This is a genomic window from Parapedobacter sp. GCM10030251 (genome assembly GCF_042666505.1).
Classification (GTDB): Bacteria; Bacteroidota; Bacteroidia; order Sphingobacteriales; family Sphingobacteriaceae; genus Parapedobacter.
The window spans coordinates 166,097-180,045 of sequence record NZ_JBHTDN010000008.1 but is presented as its reverse complement, the minus strand read 5'-3'; the positions used below and the strand labels follow the sequence as shown (position 1 = coordinate 180,045).

Sequence of the window (13,949 nt, the reverse complement as noted above, 5' to 3'; positions counted from 1 at the left end):
CTGTTTTTCGTTGGCGCAGACGTCGGTTTTTGAAGAAAATCTTTCTTAAACCGTTCATAACCAACAAAAAATGAAGCGAAATTTACGCTTAAGGGGTTGCTATACCCAAATTATTTGTATCTTTAGATGCCTAAAGCCAAGATATAACAGCCTATTGGCTGTCTTAACGATCATGTGTTTGGAAGCCCGCGCGCAGTCCCCGGAGGAGTCCGGGGCTGCGACGCCGGGCAATTTTCCAGATACATTGAAATCGGTACATGACACACTCGCTATTGAGGAGGTTCAGGTCAATACGGGTTACCAACGAATGCCTAAAGAACGCGCGACGGGAAGTTTCGTATTCGTGGATAGCGCGCTGCTGAACCGTTCAGTCAGTACAGATATCATCAGCCGGCTTAAGGGAGTCGCTCCTTCTTTGCTTTTCGACGAAAGAGCGGGAGGAGAACCAAAGCTCAGCATCCGTGGGCGCAGCACCATATTTGCAAACGCCGATCCACTGATCGTCGTGGATAACTTCCCTTATGAAGGCGACCTTCGAAACATTAATCCCAATGACGTCGAAAGCGTGTCCATCCTCCGAGACGCCGCAGCTGCAAGTCTCTGGGGCGTAAGGGCGGGCAATGGCGTTATCGTCATTTCCACAAAAAAGGGGCGGGCAAATCAGCCAACACAGATCAGCGTTAACGGCAACCTGACCTTTGGCACAAAGCCCAACCTCTTTTACCTGCCTCAGATTAGTTCGGCAGACTTGGTTGATGTAGAGGAATTCCTCTACCAGCAAGGTTATTACCGCGCCAAACTGGATGACCATGTTGCTTATCCGGTGGTGAGCCTGGTCGCGGAACTATTGGATGATCCGATGATTTCGGAAAGTGAAAAACTGATTCGCTTGGAATCCCTAAAAGGCAGCGACCTCCGAGATGATCTTGCCAACTATTTCTACCACCCATCAATTAAGCAACAGTACGCGCTGGCAATTCGTGGGGGGAGCGAAAGGCATCAATACAACCTAAGTGGCGGATTTGACAAAAATCGCTCTGAAAGGGTAGGCAATAAAGACGATCGGGTAAATCTATCCGCCCAGCAAACTTTGCAGCCGATACGCAACCTCACCATTGAAAATGGAATCTTCTATTCGTATAGCCAAGCCCGGTTGAACAATGCACTTCAGGATATCAGAAATAGTGCGCCATATACCCGCCTTATCGATGATCAGGGAAATCACTTGCCCGTTGCCCGTAACCATCGGTTATCTTTTGCCGAAGCTGCTGAAGGGATGGGCTTGTTGGACTGGCGCTACATACCACTCGATGAACTACGCTTTGCCGATCAACAACGTAATACTCAGCATTTCCGCATCGATAACCGCATTGATTACACTTGGTTTAGTGGTTTCAGAACATCTATTCTCTACCAATACCAGCGCCAAGAAAGCCCGTCTAGCAGTCTTTTCAGCGAGGATACCTATTTCACCCGCAACTTGATTAATATGTTTTCGGTGGTAGGTTCAAACGGCGTAATGCATAATCTGCCGAAGGGTGCTTACTTAGCGCAGGGATTCCAGCGCCTATCGGCGCATAGCGGTCGTTTTCAACTGGACTATCAGTTGGAAAAAGACCAACATACGCTTACGCTGCTGGCGGGTATGGAACTAAGACAGGCCCGCGGTGCGGGAAGCAGCCAGATCTTGTATGGTTTCGACCCGGCTACGGGGCTTGCACAACCGGTAAACCACGACAGCTTATTCCGGCAATACCCAACGGGTAGTTGGTCAACCATTCCGTCGGCTAATTCGATCTCGGCAACTGTGGATCGCTTTCGTTCTTATTATTTCAATGGGGCCTATTCGCTGATGCGGCGCTATGCGTTTTCATTGAGTGCCCGTATAGACCAATCGAATCTTTTTGGTGTGAGGGCGAATCAGCGGTCCATACCCTTGTGGTCTGCCGGCATGAAATGGGATGTAGCGAGGGAAAACTTTTACGCCGTTAGCTGGCTGCCCCGGTTGGGTGTGCGTGTCACCTATGGGTACAACGGCAATATAGACAACACAGTGACTGCCTACACCACCGCTCGCTATCAACTGGAAAGCGCAACCGGCCTTACCTATGCTTCCATCAATTCATTGCCCAATGCGGACTTGCGTGGTGAGCGGATGGCGCAACTTAATCTGGGAATAGATTTTGGCGTGTCAGAAAACGTCCTCACTGGAAGTGTCGACTTCTATAAAAAGTGGGGCACCGACCTGCTTGGATTTGGACCGCTTGAACCTACTACGGGGACTACGCGGTTTAAAGGAAACCTGGCCAATATGCAAGGCAGGGGACTGGATGTCGAACTCACTGTTCGCCCTGTGCGAAGCCGGGTGCAATGGAGCAGCACCTTAATGGCTAGCTTCACGACAGACAAAATCACAAGATACGAAGTACTCCCATCGAACATTAGCCTATATTTTGGGGATGGGAGCCTCACCGGAGGGGGCTTTACGCCGACAACGGGCAAGCCGCTATTTTCGGTGTACAGCTATCCTTGGGCCGGTTTGGATAGTGAGACGGGCGCTCCGCTCGGCTACGTAAATGGGGTGCCGAGCAGCAACTATGTGGCTATTTCGCAAACGGCAACGATCGATTCTCTTCAATACCACGGCCGGGCAACGCCGTCCTGGTTCGGGGCTTTCCGGAATACGGTTTCATTCAAGGATTTTTCCCTCTCCTTCAATATCACCTACAAATTGGGCTACTATTTCCGGCGTTCTTCCATTCGCTATGACTATTTGTACGCTAGCCAGGATGGACATGCGGATTACGCAAGCAGATGGCAGCAGCCGGGAGACGAGCGTAAAACAAACGTACCTGCCCGTATATATCCGCTTGTTGCAGGAAGCGATAATTTTTACAGCAATGCTTCCATATTGGTAGAAAAGGGCGACCATATCCGGTTTCAGGACATACAATTCAGCTATGTGCTGCCCACTAAGCCGGTACAGCGAATGGGGTTAAGCCAGCTTCGCGTTTATCTGTATGCGAATAACATAGGGGTATTGTGGCGCGCGAATAAGCACGGCATAGACCCCGACTATGCCGGCGATGTATTGCCCCAACCGCGCAGTTTTTCGGTGGGACTATCAGCTCAATTCTAATCCGTTATCCAATGATCATGAAATTTAAAGCATTCCTTTTACCATGCATTGCGCTCTTGATGAGTTGCAATGACGATTGGCTTTCCATAAAGCGGGACATCAGCCTCACGATACCGTCCAAACTGGAAGACGTCCGCGCCTTGCTGAACAATAACCTGCTACGTTACGACAACATCGGATTGGCCGAGTTGTCTGCTGGGGAATATGAAATCAGTGACGTGGCTTACAATGCACGGCAAGCGCTTGAAAGAAACGGAATAATCTGGGCAAAGGACATCTATGAAGGCGCTAACCCCATCGTAGAATGGGACAACACCTATCAACAGGTGCTGCAGTGCAACGTTGCGCTGGAAACCCTCGCCAACATTAACCCCACGCCTTCTCAACAAAGACTGTGGGATGTTCTGCACGGCGAAGCGTTATTTTTCCGCGCAAAGGCGTTTTTCAATATGGCGCAACTGTTTGCGGCACCCTACGACCCGTTAACCGTAGACAGCCATATGGGAATTCCCCTGCGGCTGACGGCCGATGTGAACGAGAAGACGTCAAGAGCGGGTTTGAGGCAAACGTATGATCAGATAATCCGAGACCTGACCATCGCATCGCTGAAACTTGATGACCTGCCTTTGGATATCAGGCAGACGTCCAGACCCGCCGCTTTCGCTGCCCTGGCTCGGTGCTACCTGGTTATGCACGATTATGAAAAAGCAGGCTTGTATGCAGATTCGGCATTGCAGTTTCAGAATAAGCTGCTTGATTTTAATGCCATCAATACAACGCCAACTTACCCAATAACACCTTACAACGAAGAGATTATCCTGTCCTCAACATTGTTTCCCGTATATGGCCCCCTGAATCGGAATATCGGATCGGTGCCTAACGAAGTAATGGAGCGTTATGCATCGAACGATCTCAGAAGATCTGTTTTCTTTATTCAGAAACCCGATGGGTCGATGGGGTTTAGGGGCAGCTACTTGGGGAGCGGCCTTTCTTTCCACGGCACCACCGTGGCTGAAATGCTTCTGGTACGTGCCGAATGTGCAGTACGTTCCGGAAATACCGAGGTTGCCTTAGCCGATCTGAACACGCTGTGGGAAAAGCGGTATGTAAATGGCTCATTCCCGCAGATCGATCTATCAAACCCCAAAGACATACTGGATTTGGTGTTGCTTGAACGACGAAAAGAATTGATCGCCAGAGGGGCGCGATGGATGGACCTACGTCGCCTCAATCTTGATCCCGAACGCGCGGAGGTGCTGAGCCGTTCAATTAATGGTGTTACCTATACGTTGCCTCCAAATGACCCGCGCTATGTATTGCCCATCCCCGACTACATAGTCCAGGCAACGGGAATAGCTCAAAACGAACGATAATGATCGATAATGATAACTGATTTAAAATGATGGATTCACGATATAAAAAACTGCCCGTGTGGTTTGCACTTGTGGTATGCTTGTTGGCCAGCACCGGCGTAAACGGGAGCCAGCGGCTTCGGATCGGTGATGTGGTGCCAAATGTCCACTTGCCTCGCCTGATTAACCACCCGAATAAGGAAGCTACACTCAACGAGTTTAGAAGTAAACTTTTAATCATCGATTTCTGGGACGTCTATTGCGCTTCGTGTATCAGAAATATGCCGAAAATGGAAGCCCTAAAGCGAACTTACGGCGATCGCATCCAGATTTTGCTGGTTACACGGAGCAGCGAAGAGCAGGTCCGGAATCTACGTAACAGAAACACCATCGTCCGTGACTGCACACTGCCCATGGTGATTGCAGACAGCACCCTTTCTCCCCTATTTGCATACCAAACCGTCCCTACTTACGCTTGGATTGATCAACAGGGTGTTTTGAAACACTTTACCGGTACATCTCATTTCCTGACAGAAACCTACATCGACCAATTTCTGGCGGGCCAACCCCTGAAAATGCCGCTAAAGGAAGAATATGGAGATTTCCGACCTGCGGAGTCTTTGCTCACGGAAGGGGGCGGCCGAAATCTTGATAGGCTGGATTACTATTCACTGATATCGCGTTGGGTAAACTTTGGCGGACAGTCCAGGTTGCCATTGCGTGATCCGGAGACCGGCCAGATAATAGGTAAACACCTAATAAATCTCTCCCGAGTCGACCTGTTTTTGTCTGCTTACGCCGATAGCTTAAAGACCAATGGGTTTAGACTATTGGATAATCGCGTCATTGTGGAGCTTCCCGATTCCATAGACTACCAATCTTATGACTTGCATTATTTGGACGACAACTGGAAACAGCGAAACGTTTTCTGCTATGAATCCCGCATGCCCCCGGATCGGTCGCACCTACTAAACGAAGTGATGAAAAGAGATCTTACGCTTTATTTCGGGGTGAAGGCCCGCATCGAAAACCGGGAAATGGATTGTTTGGTACTGAAAGATCTGAACCCGTTGAACCCGACTGAAAAATTAAAAACGGCGGGAGGTAAACCTGAAGCTAAACTCCCTGCAAAAGACAATGCCCTGAAATTGGTTAACTCGAATTTCAGTAGCTTACTGCTGGGCATAGGTATGATGTTTGCGTCCAACGAACAACAACCCATCTTGCTTAACGAAAGCACGATCAATCGCTCCACCCGCATCGACATACACATTGCATCGGATCTGGGCAACTTAAATGCGGTTCGTAGCCAGCTACAGGCTTATGGTCTAGACCTTGAACCGCAGCGGAAAAATATACCCATGTTAGTTCTTTCTCAATAGCATGTAAAAGGCCCTGCGATTGGTGCAGGGCCTTGATAAGGCATGCATGAAAAATCCCAGGTTAATCCGTACGATCACCGTACGCCATGATCGGATCTCCATTCTCATCCACTGCCGGGCTCCAAGGTTCAGATGAGTTCTCCCGCTCATACAATTGGGCACATTCAATCTGAGGAGTACCTGAACACGGCGCCTCATCCAAAGGTGTGTTTAACCCCGTGTCGTCCACGGTAAACCACTTCTGCTCATCCTGGAGCACGCTGGCTGCCAGAACACCTCCGGTGGCAAACACAAACAGGCTTGCCGCCAAGGATTTGACAAGAGTTGTTTTCATAACTCACTTAGTTAATTATTTACGATCTGCCAACTTTCTTTAAGGAGCCGCTGGCTTCCGCTCCATCTGTTGCAACAAATACTTTATCCGCTGTGCGTAAAAGGTTAATAACGTAATCGCTGTATACACCAAGATGGTTACATTCAGCCATAAATGCTGTTGCCAAGACAACATCCAACGATCGTAAATACCCAAACAGGTACAGGGAAGCTGAGATACCGGCAGGCTGAGCATTAGCCTAATATATACCGTAAATGCGATCATGACGAGCAGATACGCCCACAATCCGGTAGCCATCCATTCCCGATACCAAATCCCGATAATCAATGTGCCAGAAACGATCAACAATACGATGGGAACACCGACCGACAAGAAAGGTACGCTCCAGTCGGGCAGTATGGGAGAATGCAGAAGGCCTTCCTTAAATGTGGCATGGTTCCAAAGTTTGTTAACCGCGACGGCGCTGAACAGTATTGACATTGGGAGAATCAAAAGCATTTGAATGACTTCGTGTGCAGCCATATGCTGAATGGTTGGGCTATTCTTTTCCATCCGCCTCGTATTTTATCTCTTTATCACACGGCGGGCAATCCACCGGTGTATCAACATAGTACCAACCCGTGTCCGGCACCTTGCCAGACCAAATAGTTTCGACGTAGGAGTGTTTTGTGTACTCGAAGTAAAGGTTTGTTATCGACCAGATGGCTGCTACGACAATACCCCCAAGAAGAATAAAATCTGCGTCATTCGTTTCCTTCATACAAACAAAGGTAGGGTACGCCCAAAGCGCAGTTAGGTGATTTTGGCTACGGCACGACTGGTTATTTTGGCTACAGCGCCCTGTGGCTAACTAGCGGCGCCGCCGTAAGAATGGAAAGAGATACATTTTGCCAACTCAATTTTTTTCTGTATAATCGCTTGTCAATAACCTTTTTTTCATCAAATCACTGACTAACCTGTGAAAAGTAAACCGTATTTCAAGAATTTTTGGATGTCGTTTATGCCGGGCTCGGTGCTATCTCCGCGTTTCCCCTTCAGGATCGCGTTCACCTCTTCTTTATTCTTTCTTTTTGCATGGCTAGTGTGGTCTGTTTATCCAAAGCCGACCGTTCCGGACAATTGGTTCTATGGCGTGGGGGCCGTGGCCTATGCAGGCTTGGTATGGGCGAATGAAAAGATCTACTATTATGCAAAAATCTATCAAGCGAGCGGTATGACATGGTATCGCACGCTTGGGCTCCAAACAGCTGTCCCCTTGCTGATATCTGGAGTTTGCTGCCACATGTTGATTTTCCCGTCGGTGCTGTATTTTAGAGAGCGACCGGATTTGCCTATTGAAATCGCCGCGAAACATTGGGCATACGTGTATTTCCCGGTCATGTTATTGTTTTCGGTAATGCTGCTCCTATTGGCCAAGGCTGTAAAACCGCAGGTAGCGGCAGAAAAATTTGACAACATGCTATCGTCACTACAAAAAGACATCGTGGAACTGGAGCATTTTCGGAAGGAGTTTTCCGCTGAGCCCTTCCTTAGCCAGATCCGCGAGGCATTGCCGCTCATGTGGAAAGTGGGGATAGAAAAATATCTCGGGATAGCGCCCGATGCGTTCACACGGCCGATCCATCAAATTCTGGATCCCTATATCTTTCGGGTATTGCCGCATTATGGATACAAGGCGATGCTGGCACGCGTAAATTCATTGATAAAGACCGGGCATATCACGATCCGTGATATTCCGGATTTTAAAGACGGTACATACCTGGAGATGAAGTACAAATCGCGCAAAGTCCGCGTTCGGCATCCGGAAGCCATAGCGACAATTAACGAGATGATGGGCGAACTATGCATATTGCTGATGCCGGATTATCAACTCCGGCATTGCAAATTGCTGAGCGAGCCTCATCATACTTATCAGTGGATGGTGTGTCTGCAACCCGCCCAATGGCAAGAGCTGGAAGCGGAACACGGTTTGAAGAAAATGGATCTATATTTTGACCGGGTGGATCGAAACTATCAAGCGGGGAGACAACCGGATCAGAAGACGAAGGATGCGGCCTTAGCACTTTTCAAAATGCATATCAGATTGGGCGACCTATTGAAATGATGGTTTTATTTGTTGTCCGCAAAAATGACGTTAGCGTTATCAATGGTATGCACAAAACCGGTTATTTTTGGGCAGGCGATGACCATGGAAACCCACATACCAAGCCCGGCGCTGCAACCATATATCAAGGCGTTTCACATCATTGAAAGCCAGGGGTTGCCGCTCGAAAACCGGGTACTGCCGGATACGTCGTTGGCACTGGCTTTCCGCGTCGGTGGTCAGGTGGCCAACGGGCATGGTAACCAACAAACGGTCATTCCCGAGGCGTCGCTGGCGGGGCTGCGCCAATCGGCCCGCCTCATCAGCTACCAGCCGCACTCGGGCACCATCGTGGCGTTGCTAAGGGAAGGCACGGCCGCTGCCTTTTTCCGCGAGCCGCTCCACGAGATGAAGAGCCTTACCTTGGGTTTGGACAGCTTCTTTGCGCCCGCCGAAATAGCACGGGTGCAGGATCAGCTCTTCGAGGCACGTAATCATCGTATGCGATTGGCCATTCTGGAGCGTTTCCTGCTGGCTAAACTACGGCCGCATGAACCGGACCCCGCAGCGGTACATGCCGTGACGGCTATTTGCCATGCGGAGGGCAGGCTATCCATGGCCGAACTGGCTAACGGCGTATGCCTGAGCCAGGATGCATTCGAAAAACGATTCCGCCGAGCCGTCGGCATATCGCCCAAGCCGTTTGCGGATATCGTGCGCTTAAAGACGCTTATCGGTGCGTATCGGCCCGACCGGTCCATCCAGCGCCTGGCACTGGAAGGCGGTTACTTCGACCAAGCGCATTTCAACCGGGCCTTCAAGCGGTTTACCGGGCAATCTCCACGCCTATTCTTCAGCCAATCCCGCTTTTGGTAATCAATGATTTTTTACAAGGATGGTGATCGCGCACGGCCGACCTTTGTAGAAAAACAAGAATACGATGGTAACAGCAATTTTAATGGCTATTGCGGCTGTGGTGCCAAGCAAGGCAAAGGCAAAACCCGAGTTAAAAAAGTTTGTGCTGGTGGTGCGTGTACCAGAAACCTATGATACCGCGCTGGCAAAGAAAGTGGGTCCCGAGTGGGACAAAACGCTCGAATACTGGAAAGCCGAGGGGGTATACGTAGAAAGTTTCCCCTTCCCCCAACCGGGCCATGTCATCTCCGGCAAGGACAAGCAGGTTGAGGCGGGGATGATTACCTGGGGCGGACAGAAAGTGGTGAGCATCGTGGTGCTACAGGCAGAGAATATGGCGAAGGCCACGGAACTGGCGAAACGGTGCCCCGTTTTGGATCATGGAGGTTCTGTAGAGGTGCGCGAGCGGCCGCAGTGAAGCTGGCGTATTCGTGAATTTATGACGAAGCCCGATAGCTGCCCGGCGGCACACCATACCTTGCCTTAAACGCCTTATTAAGATGGCCATACGTCCAGCACACATACCGCGCTACCCGCGCAGGGCTTTCGCCTGCTTCGAGCAAACGACGGGCCTGCTCCAGCTTACACCCGCGGATGTAGCCGCCGATGGGCCGGCCCATGTGGCTACGGAAAATCAACTTGGCATAGGCGTAGGATACTTCGAAGTGCCGGGCTACGGATGCGGCGTCAACCGCTTCCCCATCAGCTATATGCTCGTCAATGTACATACGCATGCGGCCGGCAAGCAATAACCCTACTGTTCCAGCAGCGCGCTGTACACGGAGTGCATCACAGGCATGCAACAACAACGTCATAGTCAATACCTGAATGGTGAGATAGCGTCGCAAGTAAGTGGTGCCGGGATAACGTAGAAAACGCCGGATGGCACCGTCTGCCATACCGGCCATGGAGAGGCCCCCACTCACCGCGGGAGCCGTCAGCCGTGCCTTCAATGCTTTCACGGGGGCAATATCTTCCGATAGCTCGGCGCTGGGTTCGCGCAGGAGCGTGGTACCCTTGGCTACGAAATAGAAAATATGGTGCGTACCGGCGGCAAAGTGACAGGTATAAGCGGCTGCAGGAAGATAGCTGAGCCGGTAATGCCCGGCGTCGGTACGTAACACAACGGTCTGCTCATCAGCACCGCTAAGGCTGACACTCCCCGCCACCACATAAAATCCATATAGGTCGTGCTGCGGGCAGCGGATGGGAAGGACGGTATCGCCCATAGCCTCCACCTCGATGCTGCATACGTACACATCAGGCAGGTCGTACCCCTGCTCCAATACCTGCCATCCCTGCCCTACCCAATACCGCACCTCAGCACCCGGCAGCGGATAGGCGCTGCGTGCCACGGCCGCGCCAATGGTGGCTTCATCGTGCACGCGGGCATCGGGCCGGTCGATGTGGATGGATAGCCGCATGCTTCGAAACTACCCAACCCATGCCCGCGCACCAAAGGCCTTGTGATACATTGCACGTATTTTGTGATAATCGACCACAATTGCCGATTATCACAGATTTATACCGATTATATACCGGTTCCCGGCTATGTATCCCTACCCTTTCCGTAACTGTTTCTACCTCCTTATACTTGCCCTGTGATCACACAAAGCCCTGCGGCCGCAGGTACGGGGAAGGTGCCCGAAGCCCCGGCAAACACCAAAGCGGGTGATGGTTTAATAGTTGGATAAATACGAAATGAAAGCAATGAATTTCGATCAGAACGTACAGCCCTGCGGCGGTATGATCCTGGAAAAGCCTATCTCTTTGCATACCATGTTAGGTTTGCTGAGCGCAGACAAGGACGACGAGCCTAAAGTGCCCAAATGCGGGTTTACGCCGCTTTAGGATACAGATCTGCGTAAAACGCTGGATAGCCGATACGGGCGGCGGCCCGGTGCCGCCCCCGTATTATTACAACACGAGCCACTAACCCCCATATACCAAACCACAGAACCATGAAACACCTGATAACGAAAAGACACGGGCGGATACAAGCCTATCTGCGTCATACGCTGCATAACACCACGCCCCAAATGGCGCGCGAATTTGCCTACTTTAGCGCAAACCTATCTAACCTGCTGCCGCAAATTCCAATACACGATTACCTGACCCTATTTAATCAATTGCAGGCCAACCGGATGCTGAGCGATTTGGATATCGAGCAAGCGGGCCTCATTCAAGCGCAGGCCTGGAATGAACGCTGGGTCATCGACTTGCGTAAGCGCCCGGGGATGATCTGTACCTTCCATACCGGATCGTACCGTTTTTTGAACCTGTTGCTGGCCAAAGCGGGGGTACCCATCAGTTTGCTGGTAGCGAGGAGCGTCCTCGAGCAGGAACAGCAAGCCTTCGATAACCGCTTTGCGCCGGCGGCCCGGCAGCTGGGCATCGAGCCTGATCTTGAATTCATCAATGCCTCGCTTCCCAATTCACTGATACGCATGGCGCGTGCCGCCAAACGCGGGCGCTGCCTGTTGGTCTACCTGGATGGCAACACCGGTGCCGGCATGCATAAAGAAAACGCCGGCAATTTAATAACCGTGCCGTTTTGCGCCGGGCAGCTGCGTGTGCGCAAGGGCATGGCCGTATTGGCGTATCGGCTGGGGCTGCCCATATACCCGGCGATTTGCGTACGCGAATCTGCGGGAATCACCGTTGACAGCAGCCACCGGTTGCGTTACAGGCATCTTGACGCGTTGCTTCCCTTGGCGGAAGAAGATGAGGCCGCATTCGCTGCGCGTGCCATCTCGCTGCTTTACACGGAACTAGGGGAAGTGGCAAGCAGCCGTCCGTACGAATGGGAAGGATGGTTGAACGTGCACGGAAGCTTCTGAGCCGCGTCCTTTGCAACAGATTTGTGGGAGTTTCGGCGCATTTGTGGAATTTATTGTAATTTAAACGCTCATTTTTTTAACCGATTAATAAAAACCCTACCTAATGGAAAGGAACAGAACATTTCTGCGCTTGTCAGTTGGCTGGCAATTGGCCATGGGCGCTTTGTTTATTGCATTGACCTACATCGTCAACCTCTTTTTACATGGAAATTCCAGCATCAGCCATTCCCTGGCCGTGGGTGGATCCCAGATTGCAGCGCTTTATGGGTACTGCTACCTCATCCGGATTTCGTTCGACCGCGGCAGCCGGCGGTATGTGGGCAAAGCAGCCCTGCTGTTCACGTTGGTACTCCCGCTGGCAGCACCGGTATTGGTGTATCTGATTTTCCCATGGATCGGCATTGAGCTCCAGTATAGCCAGGCGGAATTTGACATCAAGGAGTTCGCAGCCAAGGTACTTCTGGCACTGAAGACCGTTTGGATCGGTGCCGGGTTTTACTATGTCTTCTACCGAAAGGAAATGATGACCCGGCGGGTAAATGAATTGGAACAGGCGACCGCCAAAAAGGAAAAAGAACTGGCCGAACTAAAGGCCGATCTGGTGCTGAACGCCGGTCAATCTCACTACGCCAGGTACGTAATGAACGACGTGGTTGCCCGTGCTGCAAAGGCCGGTGATACCTATACGGTCGAGCAGGTAACGCATATCGGCAAGACGTTTGACTATATCGCTGACATCGTACACCAGAGCATACCCATTGCCACCATTTACCCGGCAATGGCTTATTTCAACCAGGTGGTGGCCTCCATCCGGTTGCGGCACGACAACAAGCCGGTTATCCGCATAACGACCGAAGGCGAACCGACCATGCAGACCATCGGGCCGCTCACGCTGACGACCATCCTCGAAAATAGCGACACCCACGGACTGGTCGACCCAGAGCATCCCATCGAGGTGCACTTTTTTTTCAGCAGAGGAAAGATGGTGTTCTCCTGCACCAACACAAAGCGTAAAAGGGGTAGCAACTTGAAAAGCAGCGGCAAGGGGCTCGCACTCGTAAGGCAGGAGCTGGCCCTGCTGGATCGGCATGACGTTAAGCTGGATATCCAAGAGGATGAAGACACTTATACCGTTTGTTTAACCATAATTTATCACTAATGGATCCAATCATCTACTTCGTCATTATGGAAGACGACACCAAAACCCATGAACTCCTATTTCACTATTTCAAGGAATTTCCCAATTTCGAATGCAAGGGTTGTTTCACCTCAGCCGGGGAAACCCGGGATTTTCTCTTGCAAAATCCGGTACACCTGCTGGTTGCGGATATCCAGCTGCCCGATATGAATGGCATGGAAATGATCAAGTCCCTGCCCAATAAACCACTGGTAATATTTATGACGGGCCATAATTCCAAAAAAACCGCCACGAAGAGCTATGCATTTGACGCGGTACATTACCTCACCAAGCCGTTCTCGTTTGGCGATTTCAAGGAAGCGATGCAACGGACGATAGACCGCATCAACGGCAAGCCGAAAATCGATAACTCCCTCGGCGAACACGTCATGTTCGGTACAGGGGCCATCAAGGAACGCGTATTGCTGAGTGAGATCCGCTACGTCGAGGTAAAAGGAAACCAGGTAACCATTTATCTGGCAAACGAACATCAGGTCTCGTTCCGGCAAACGCTGAAAGAAGTGGCCGACATGCTGCCTAAAACGTACTTCCTCCGGGTACACCAGAGTTACATCATTTCATTATGGCAATTGCGCAAGCTAAGCCCCACCTTCGTCACATTCTTCGGTACGGATGCCGTCGTACCGGTGAGCAGGTCCTATCGCGCGGAATTGCGTGCCCGTTTCCAGAATGATCCCTCGGCGGCACCGGCCGTGGACGAATAACG

Annotated in this window: 14 protein-coding genes; 10 read left to right on the top strand and 4 right to left on the bottom strand. The window is 51.0% G+C overall.

What is annotated here, in order from left to right; translation table 11 throughout:
• The first annotated feature begins 178 nt into the window (after nt 1-178).
• The 3 genes from ACFQRK_RS19345 to ACFQRK_RS19335 are packed head-to-tail and all read left to right on the top strand — an operon-like array spanning nt 179 to nt 5,873.
• Entirely contained in the window at nt 179-3,139 is a 2,961-nt protein-coding gene (locus ACFQRK_RS19345) for a SusC/RagA family TonB-linked outer membrane protein (protein ID WP_379009658.1), read from the top strand.
• Nucleotides 3,140-3,156: 17 nt separating this feature from the next.
• On the top strand, nt 3,157-4,512 hold the full coding sequence (locus ACFQRK_RS19340; RefSeq protein WP_379009657.1) for a RagB/SusD family nutrient uptake outer membrane protein: 1,356 nt from the start codon (nt 3,157-3,159) through the stop codon (nt 4,510-4,512).
• Between the two features lie 26 nt (nt 4,513-4,538).
• On the top strand, nt 4,539-5,873 hold the full coding sequence (locus tag ACFQRK_RS19335; protein ID WP_379009656.1) for a TlpA family protein disulfide reductase: 1,335 nt from the start codon (nt 4,539-4,541) through the stop codon (nt 5,871-5,873).
• Between the two features lie 61 nt (nt 5,874-5,934).
• On the opposite strand, the gene ACFQRK_RS19330 is transcribed toward ACFQRK_RS19335, so the two are convergent.
• The 3 genes from ACFQRK_RS19330 to ACFQRK_RS19320 are packed head-to-tail and all read right to left on the bottom strand — an operon-like array spanning nt 5,935 to nt 6,967.
• The gene (locus ACFQRK_RS19330) at nt 5,935-6,207 is read right to left on the bottom strand and encodes a hypothetical protein (protein ID WP_379009655.1); all 273 of its coding nucleotides are present in this window, start codon (nt 6,205-6,207) and stop codon (nt 5,935-5,937) included.
• Between the two features lie 39 nt (nt 6,208-6,246).
• Nucleotides 6,247-6,759, bottom strand: a complete 513-nt coding sequence (locus ACFQRK_RS19325; RefSeq protein WP_379009654.1) for a MauE/DoxX family redox-associated membrane protein — start codon at nt 6,757-6,759, stop codon at nt 6,247-6,249.
• Nucleotides 6,746-6,967 carry a hypothetical protein gene (locus ACFQRK_RS19320; RefSeq protein ID WP_379009652.1) on the bottom strand — a complete coding sequence of 74 codons (222 nt, stop codon included), beginning with the start codon at nt 6,965-6,967 and terminating at the stop codon, nt 6,746-6,748. Before ACFQRK_RS19320 ends, ACFQRK_RS19325 begins: the two co-directional genes overlap by 14 nt.
• A gap of 198 nt (nt 6,968-7,165) precedes the next feature.
• Between ACFQRK_RS19320 and ACFQRK_RS19315 the strand changes: the two genes are divergently transcribed.
• The 3 genes from ACFQRK_RS19315 (at nt 7,166) to ACFQRK_RS19305 (ending at nt 9,623) form a co-directional block, all read left to right on the top strand.
• The gene (locus ACFQRK_RS19315; protein WP_379009651.1) at nt 7,166-8,311 is read left to right on the top strand and encodes a hypothetical protein; all 1,146 of its coding nucleotides are present in this window, start codon (nt 7,166-7,168) and stop codon (nt 8,309-8,311) included.
• 42 nt (nt 8,312-8,353) lie between these two features.
• Nucleotides 8,354-9,166, top strand: a complete 813-nt coding sequence (locus tag ACFQRK_RS19310; RefSeq protein ID WP_379009650.1) for a helix-turn-helix domain-containing protein — start codon at nt 8,354-8,356, stop codon at nt 9,164-9,166.
• 64 nt (nt 9,167-9,230) lie between these two features.
• Complete coding sequence (locus ACFQRK_RS19305; protein ID WP_379009649.1) at nt 9,231-9,623, top strand: hypothetical protein; 393 nt, start codon at nt 9,231-9,233, stop codon at nt 9,621-9,623.
• A 19-nt stretch (nt 9,624-9,642) separates the two neighbouring features.
• On the opposite strand, the gene ACFQRK_RS19300 is transcribed toward ACFQRK_RS19305, so the two are convergent.
• Complete coding sequence (locus ACFQRK_RS19300; RefSeq protein WP_379009647.1) at nt 9,643-10,629, bottom strand: helix-turn-helix domain-containing protein; 987 nt, start codon at nt 10,627-10,629, stop codon at nt 9,643-9,645.
• A gap of 277 nt (nt 10,630-10,906) precedes the next feature.
• Between ACFQRK_RS19300 and ACFQRK_RS19295 the strand changes: the two genes are divergently transcribed.
• From ACFQRK_RS19295 to ACFQRK_RS19280, 4 genes are all read left to right on the top strand, one after another.
• Complete coding sequence (locus tag ACFQRK_RS19295) at nt 10,907-11,056, top strand: hypothetical protein (RefSeq protein ID WP_379009645.1); 150 nt, start codon at nt 10,907-10,909, stop codon at nt 11,054-11,056.
• 110 nt (nt 11,057-11,166) lie between these two features.
• Entirely contained in the window at nt 11,167-12,045 is an 879-nt protein-coding gene (locus ACFQRK_RS19290) for a hypothetical protein (RefSeq protein ID WP_379009643.1), read from the top strand.
• Nucleotides 12,046-12,148: 103 nt separating this feature from the next.
• On the top strand, nt 12,149-13,204 hold the full coding sequence (locus tag ACFQRK_RS19285; protein WP_379009641.1) for a hypothetical protein: 1,056 nt from the start codon (nt 12,149-12,151) through the stop codon (nt 13,202-13,204).
• The gene (locus ACFQRK_RS19280) at nt 13,204-13,947 is read left to right on the top strand and encodes a LytR/AlgR family response regulator transcription factor (RefSeq protein WP_379009638.1); all 744 of its coding nucleotides are present in this window, start codon (nt 13,204-13,206) and stop codon (nt 13,945-13,947) included. The genes ACFQRK_RS19285 and ACFQRK_RS19280 overlap by 1 nt, the downstream gene beginning before the upstream one ends.
• The last annotated feature ends 2 nt before the right edge of the window (nt 13,948-13,949 follow it).

Excerpts from the sequence above, each read along its gene's own strand:
- ACFQRK_RS19340 (WP_379009657.1), top strand. The coding sequence starts at position 3,157 with ATGAAATTTAAAGCATTCCTTTTACCATGCATTGCGCTCTTGATGAGT.
- ACFQRK_RS19335 (WP_379009656.1), top strand. The coding sequence starts at position 4,539 with ATGATGGATTCACGATATAAAAAACTGCCCGTGTGGTTTGCACTTGTG.
- ACFQRK_RS19330 (WP_379009655.1), bottom strand. The coding sequence starts at position 6,207 with ATGAAAACAACTCTTGTCAAATCCTTGGCGGCAAGCCTGTTTGTGTTT.
- ACFQRK_RS19325 (WP_379009654.1), bottom strand. The coding sequence starts at position 6,759 with ATGGAAAAGAATAGCCCAACCATTCAGCATATGGCTGCACACGAAGTC.
- ACFQRK_RS19320 (WP_379009652.1), bottom strand. The coding sequence starts at position 6,967 with ATGAAGGAAACGAATGACGCAGATTTTATTCTTCTTGGGGGTATTGTC.
- ACFQRK_RS19310 (WP_379009650.1), top strand. The coding sequence starts at position 8,354 with ATGGTATGCACAAAACCGGTTATTTTTGGGCAGGCGATGACCATGGAA.
- ACFQRK_RS19305 (WP_379009649.1), top strand. The coding sequence starts at position 9,231 with ATGGTAACAGCAATTTTAATGGCTATTGCGGCTGTGGTGCCAAGCAAG.
- ACFQRK_RS19300 (WP_379009647.1), bottom strand. The coding sequence starts at position 10,629 with ATGCGGCTATCCATCCACATCGACCGGCCCGATGCCCGCGTGCACGAT.
- ACFQRK_RS19295 (WP_379009645.1), top strand. The coding sequence starts at position 10,907 with ATGAAAGCAATGAATTTCGATCAGAACGTACAGCCCTGCGGCGGTATG.
- ACFQRK_RS19290 (WP_379009643.1), top strand. The coding sequence starts at position 11,167 with ATGAAACACCTGATAACGAAAAGACACGGGCGGATACAAGCCTATCTG.
- ACFQRK_RS19285 (WP_379009641.1), top strand. The coding sequence starts at position 12,149 with ATGGAAAGGAACAGAACATTTCTGCGCTTGTCAGTTGGCTGGCAATTG.
- ACFQRK_RS19280 (WP_379009638.1), top strand. The coding sequence starts at position 13,204 with ATGGATCCAATCATCTACTTCGTCATTATGGAAGACGACACCAAAACC.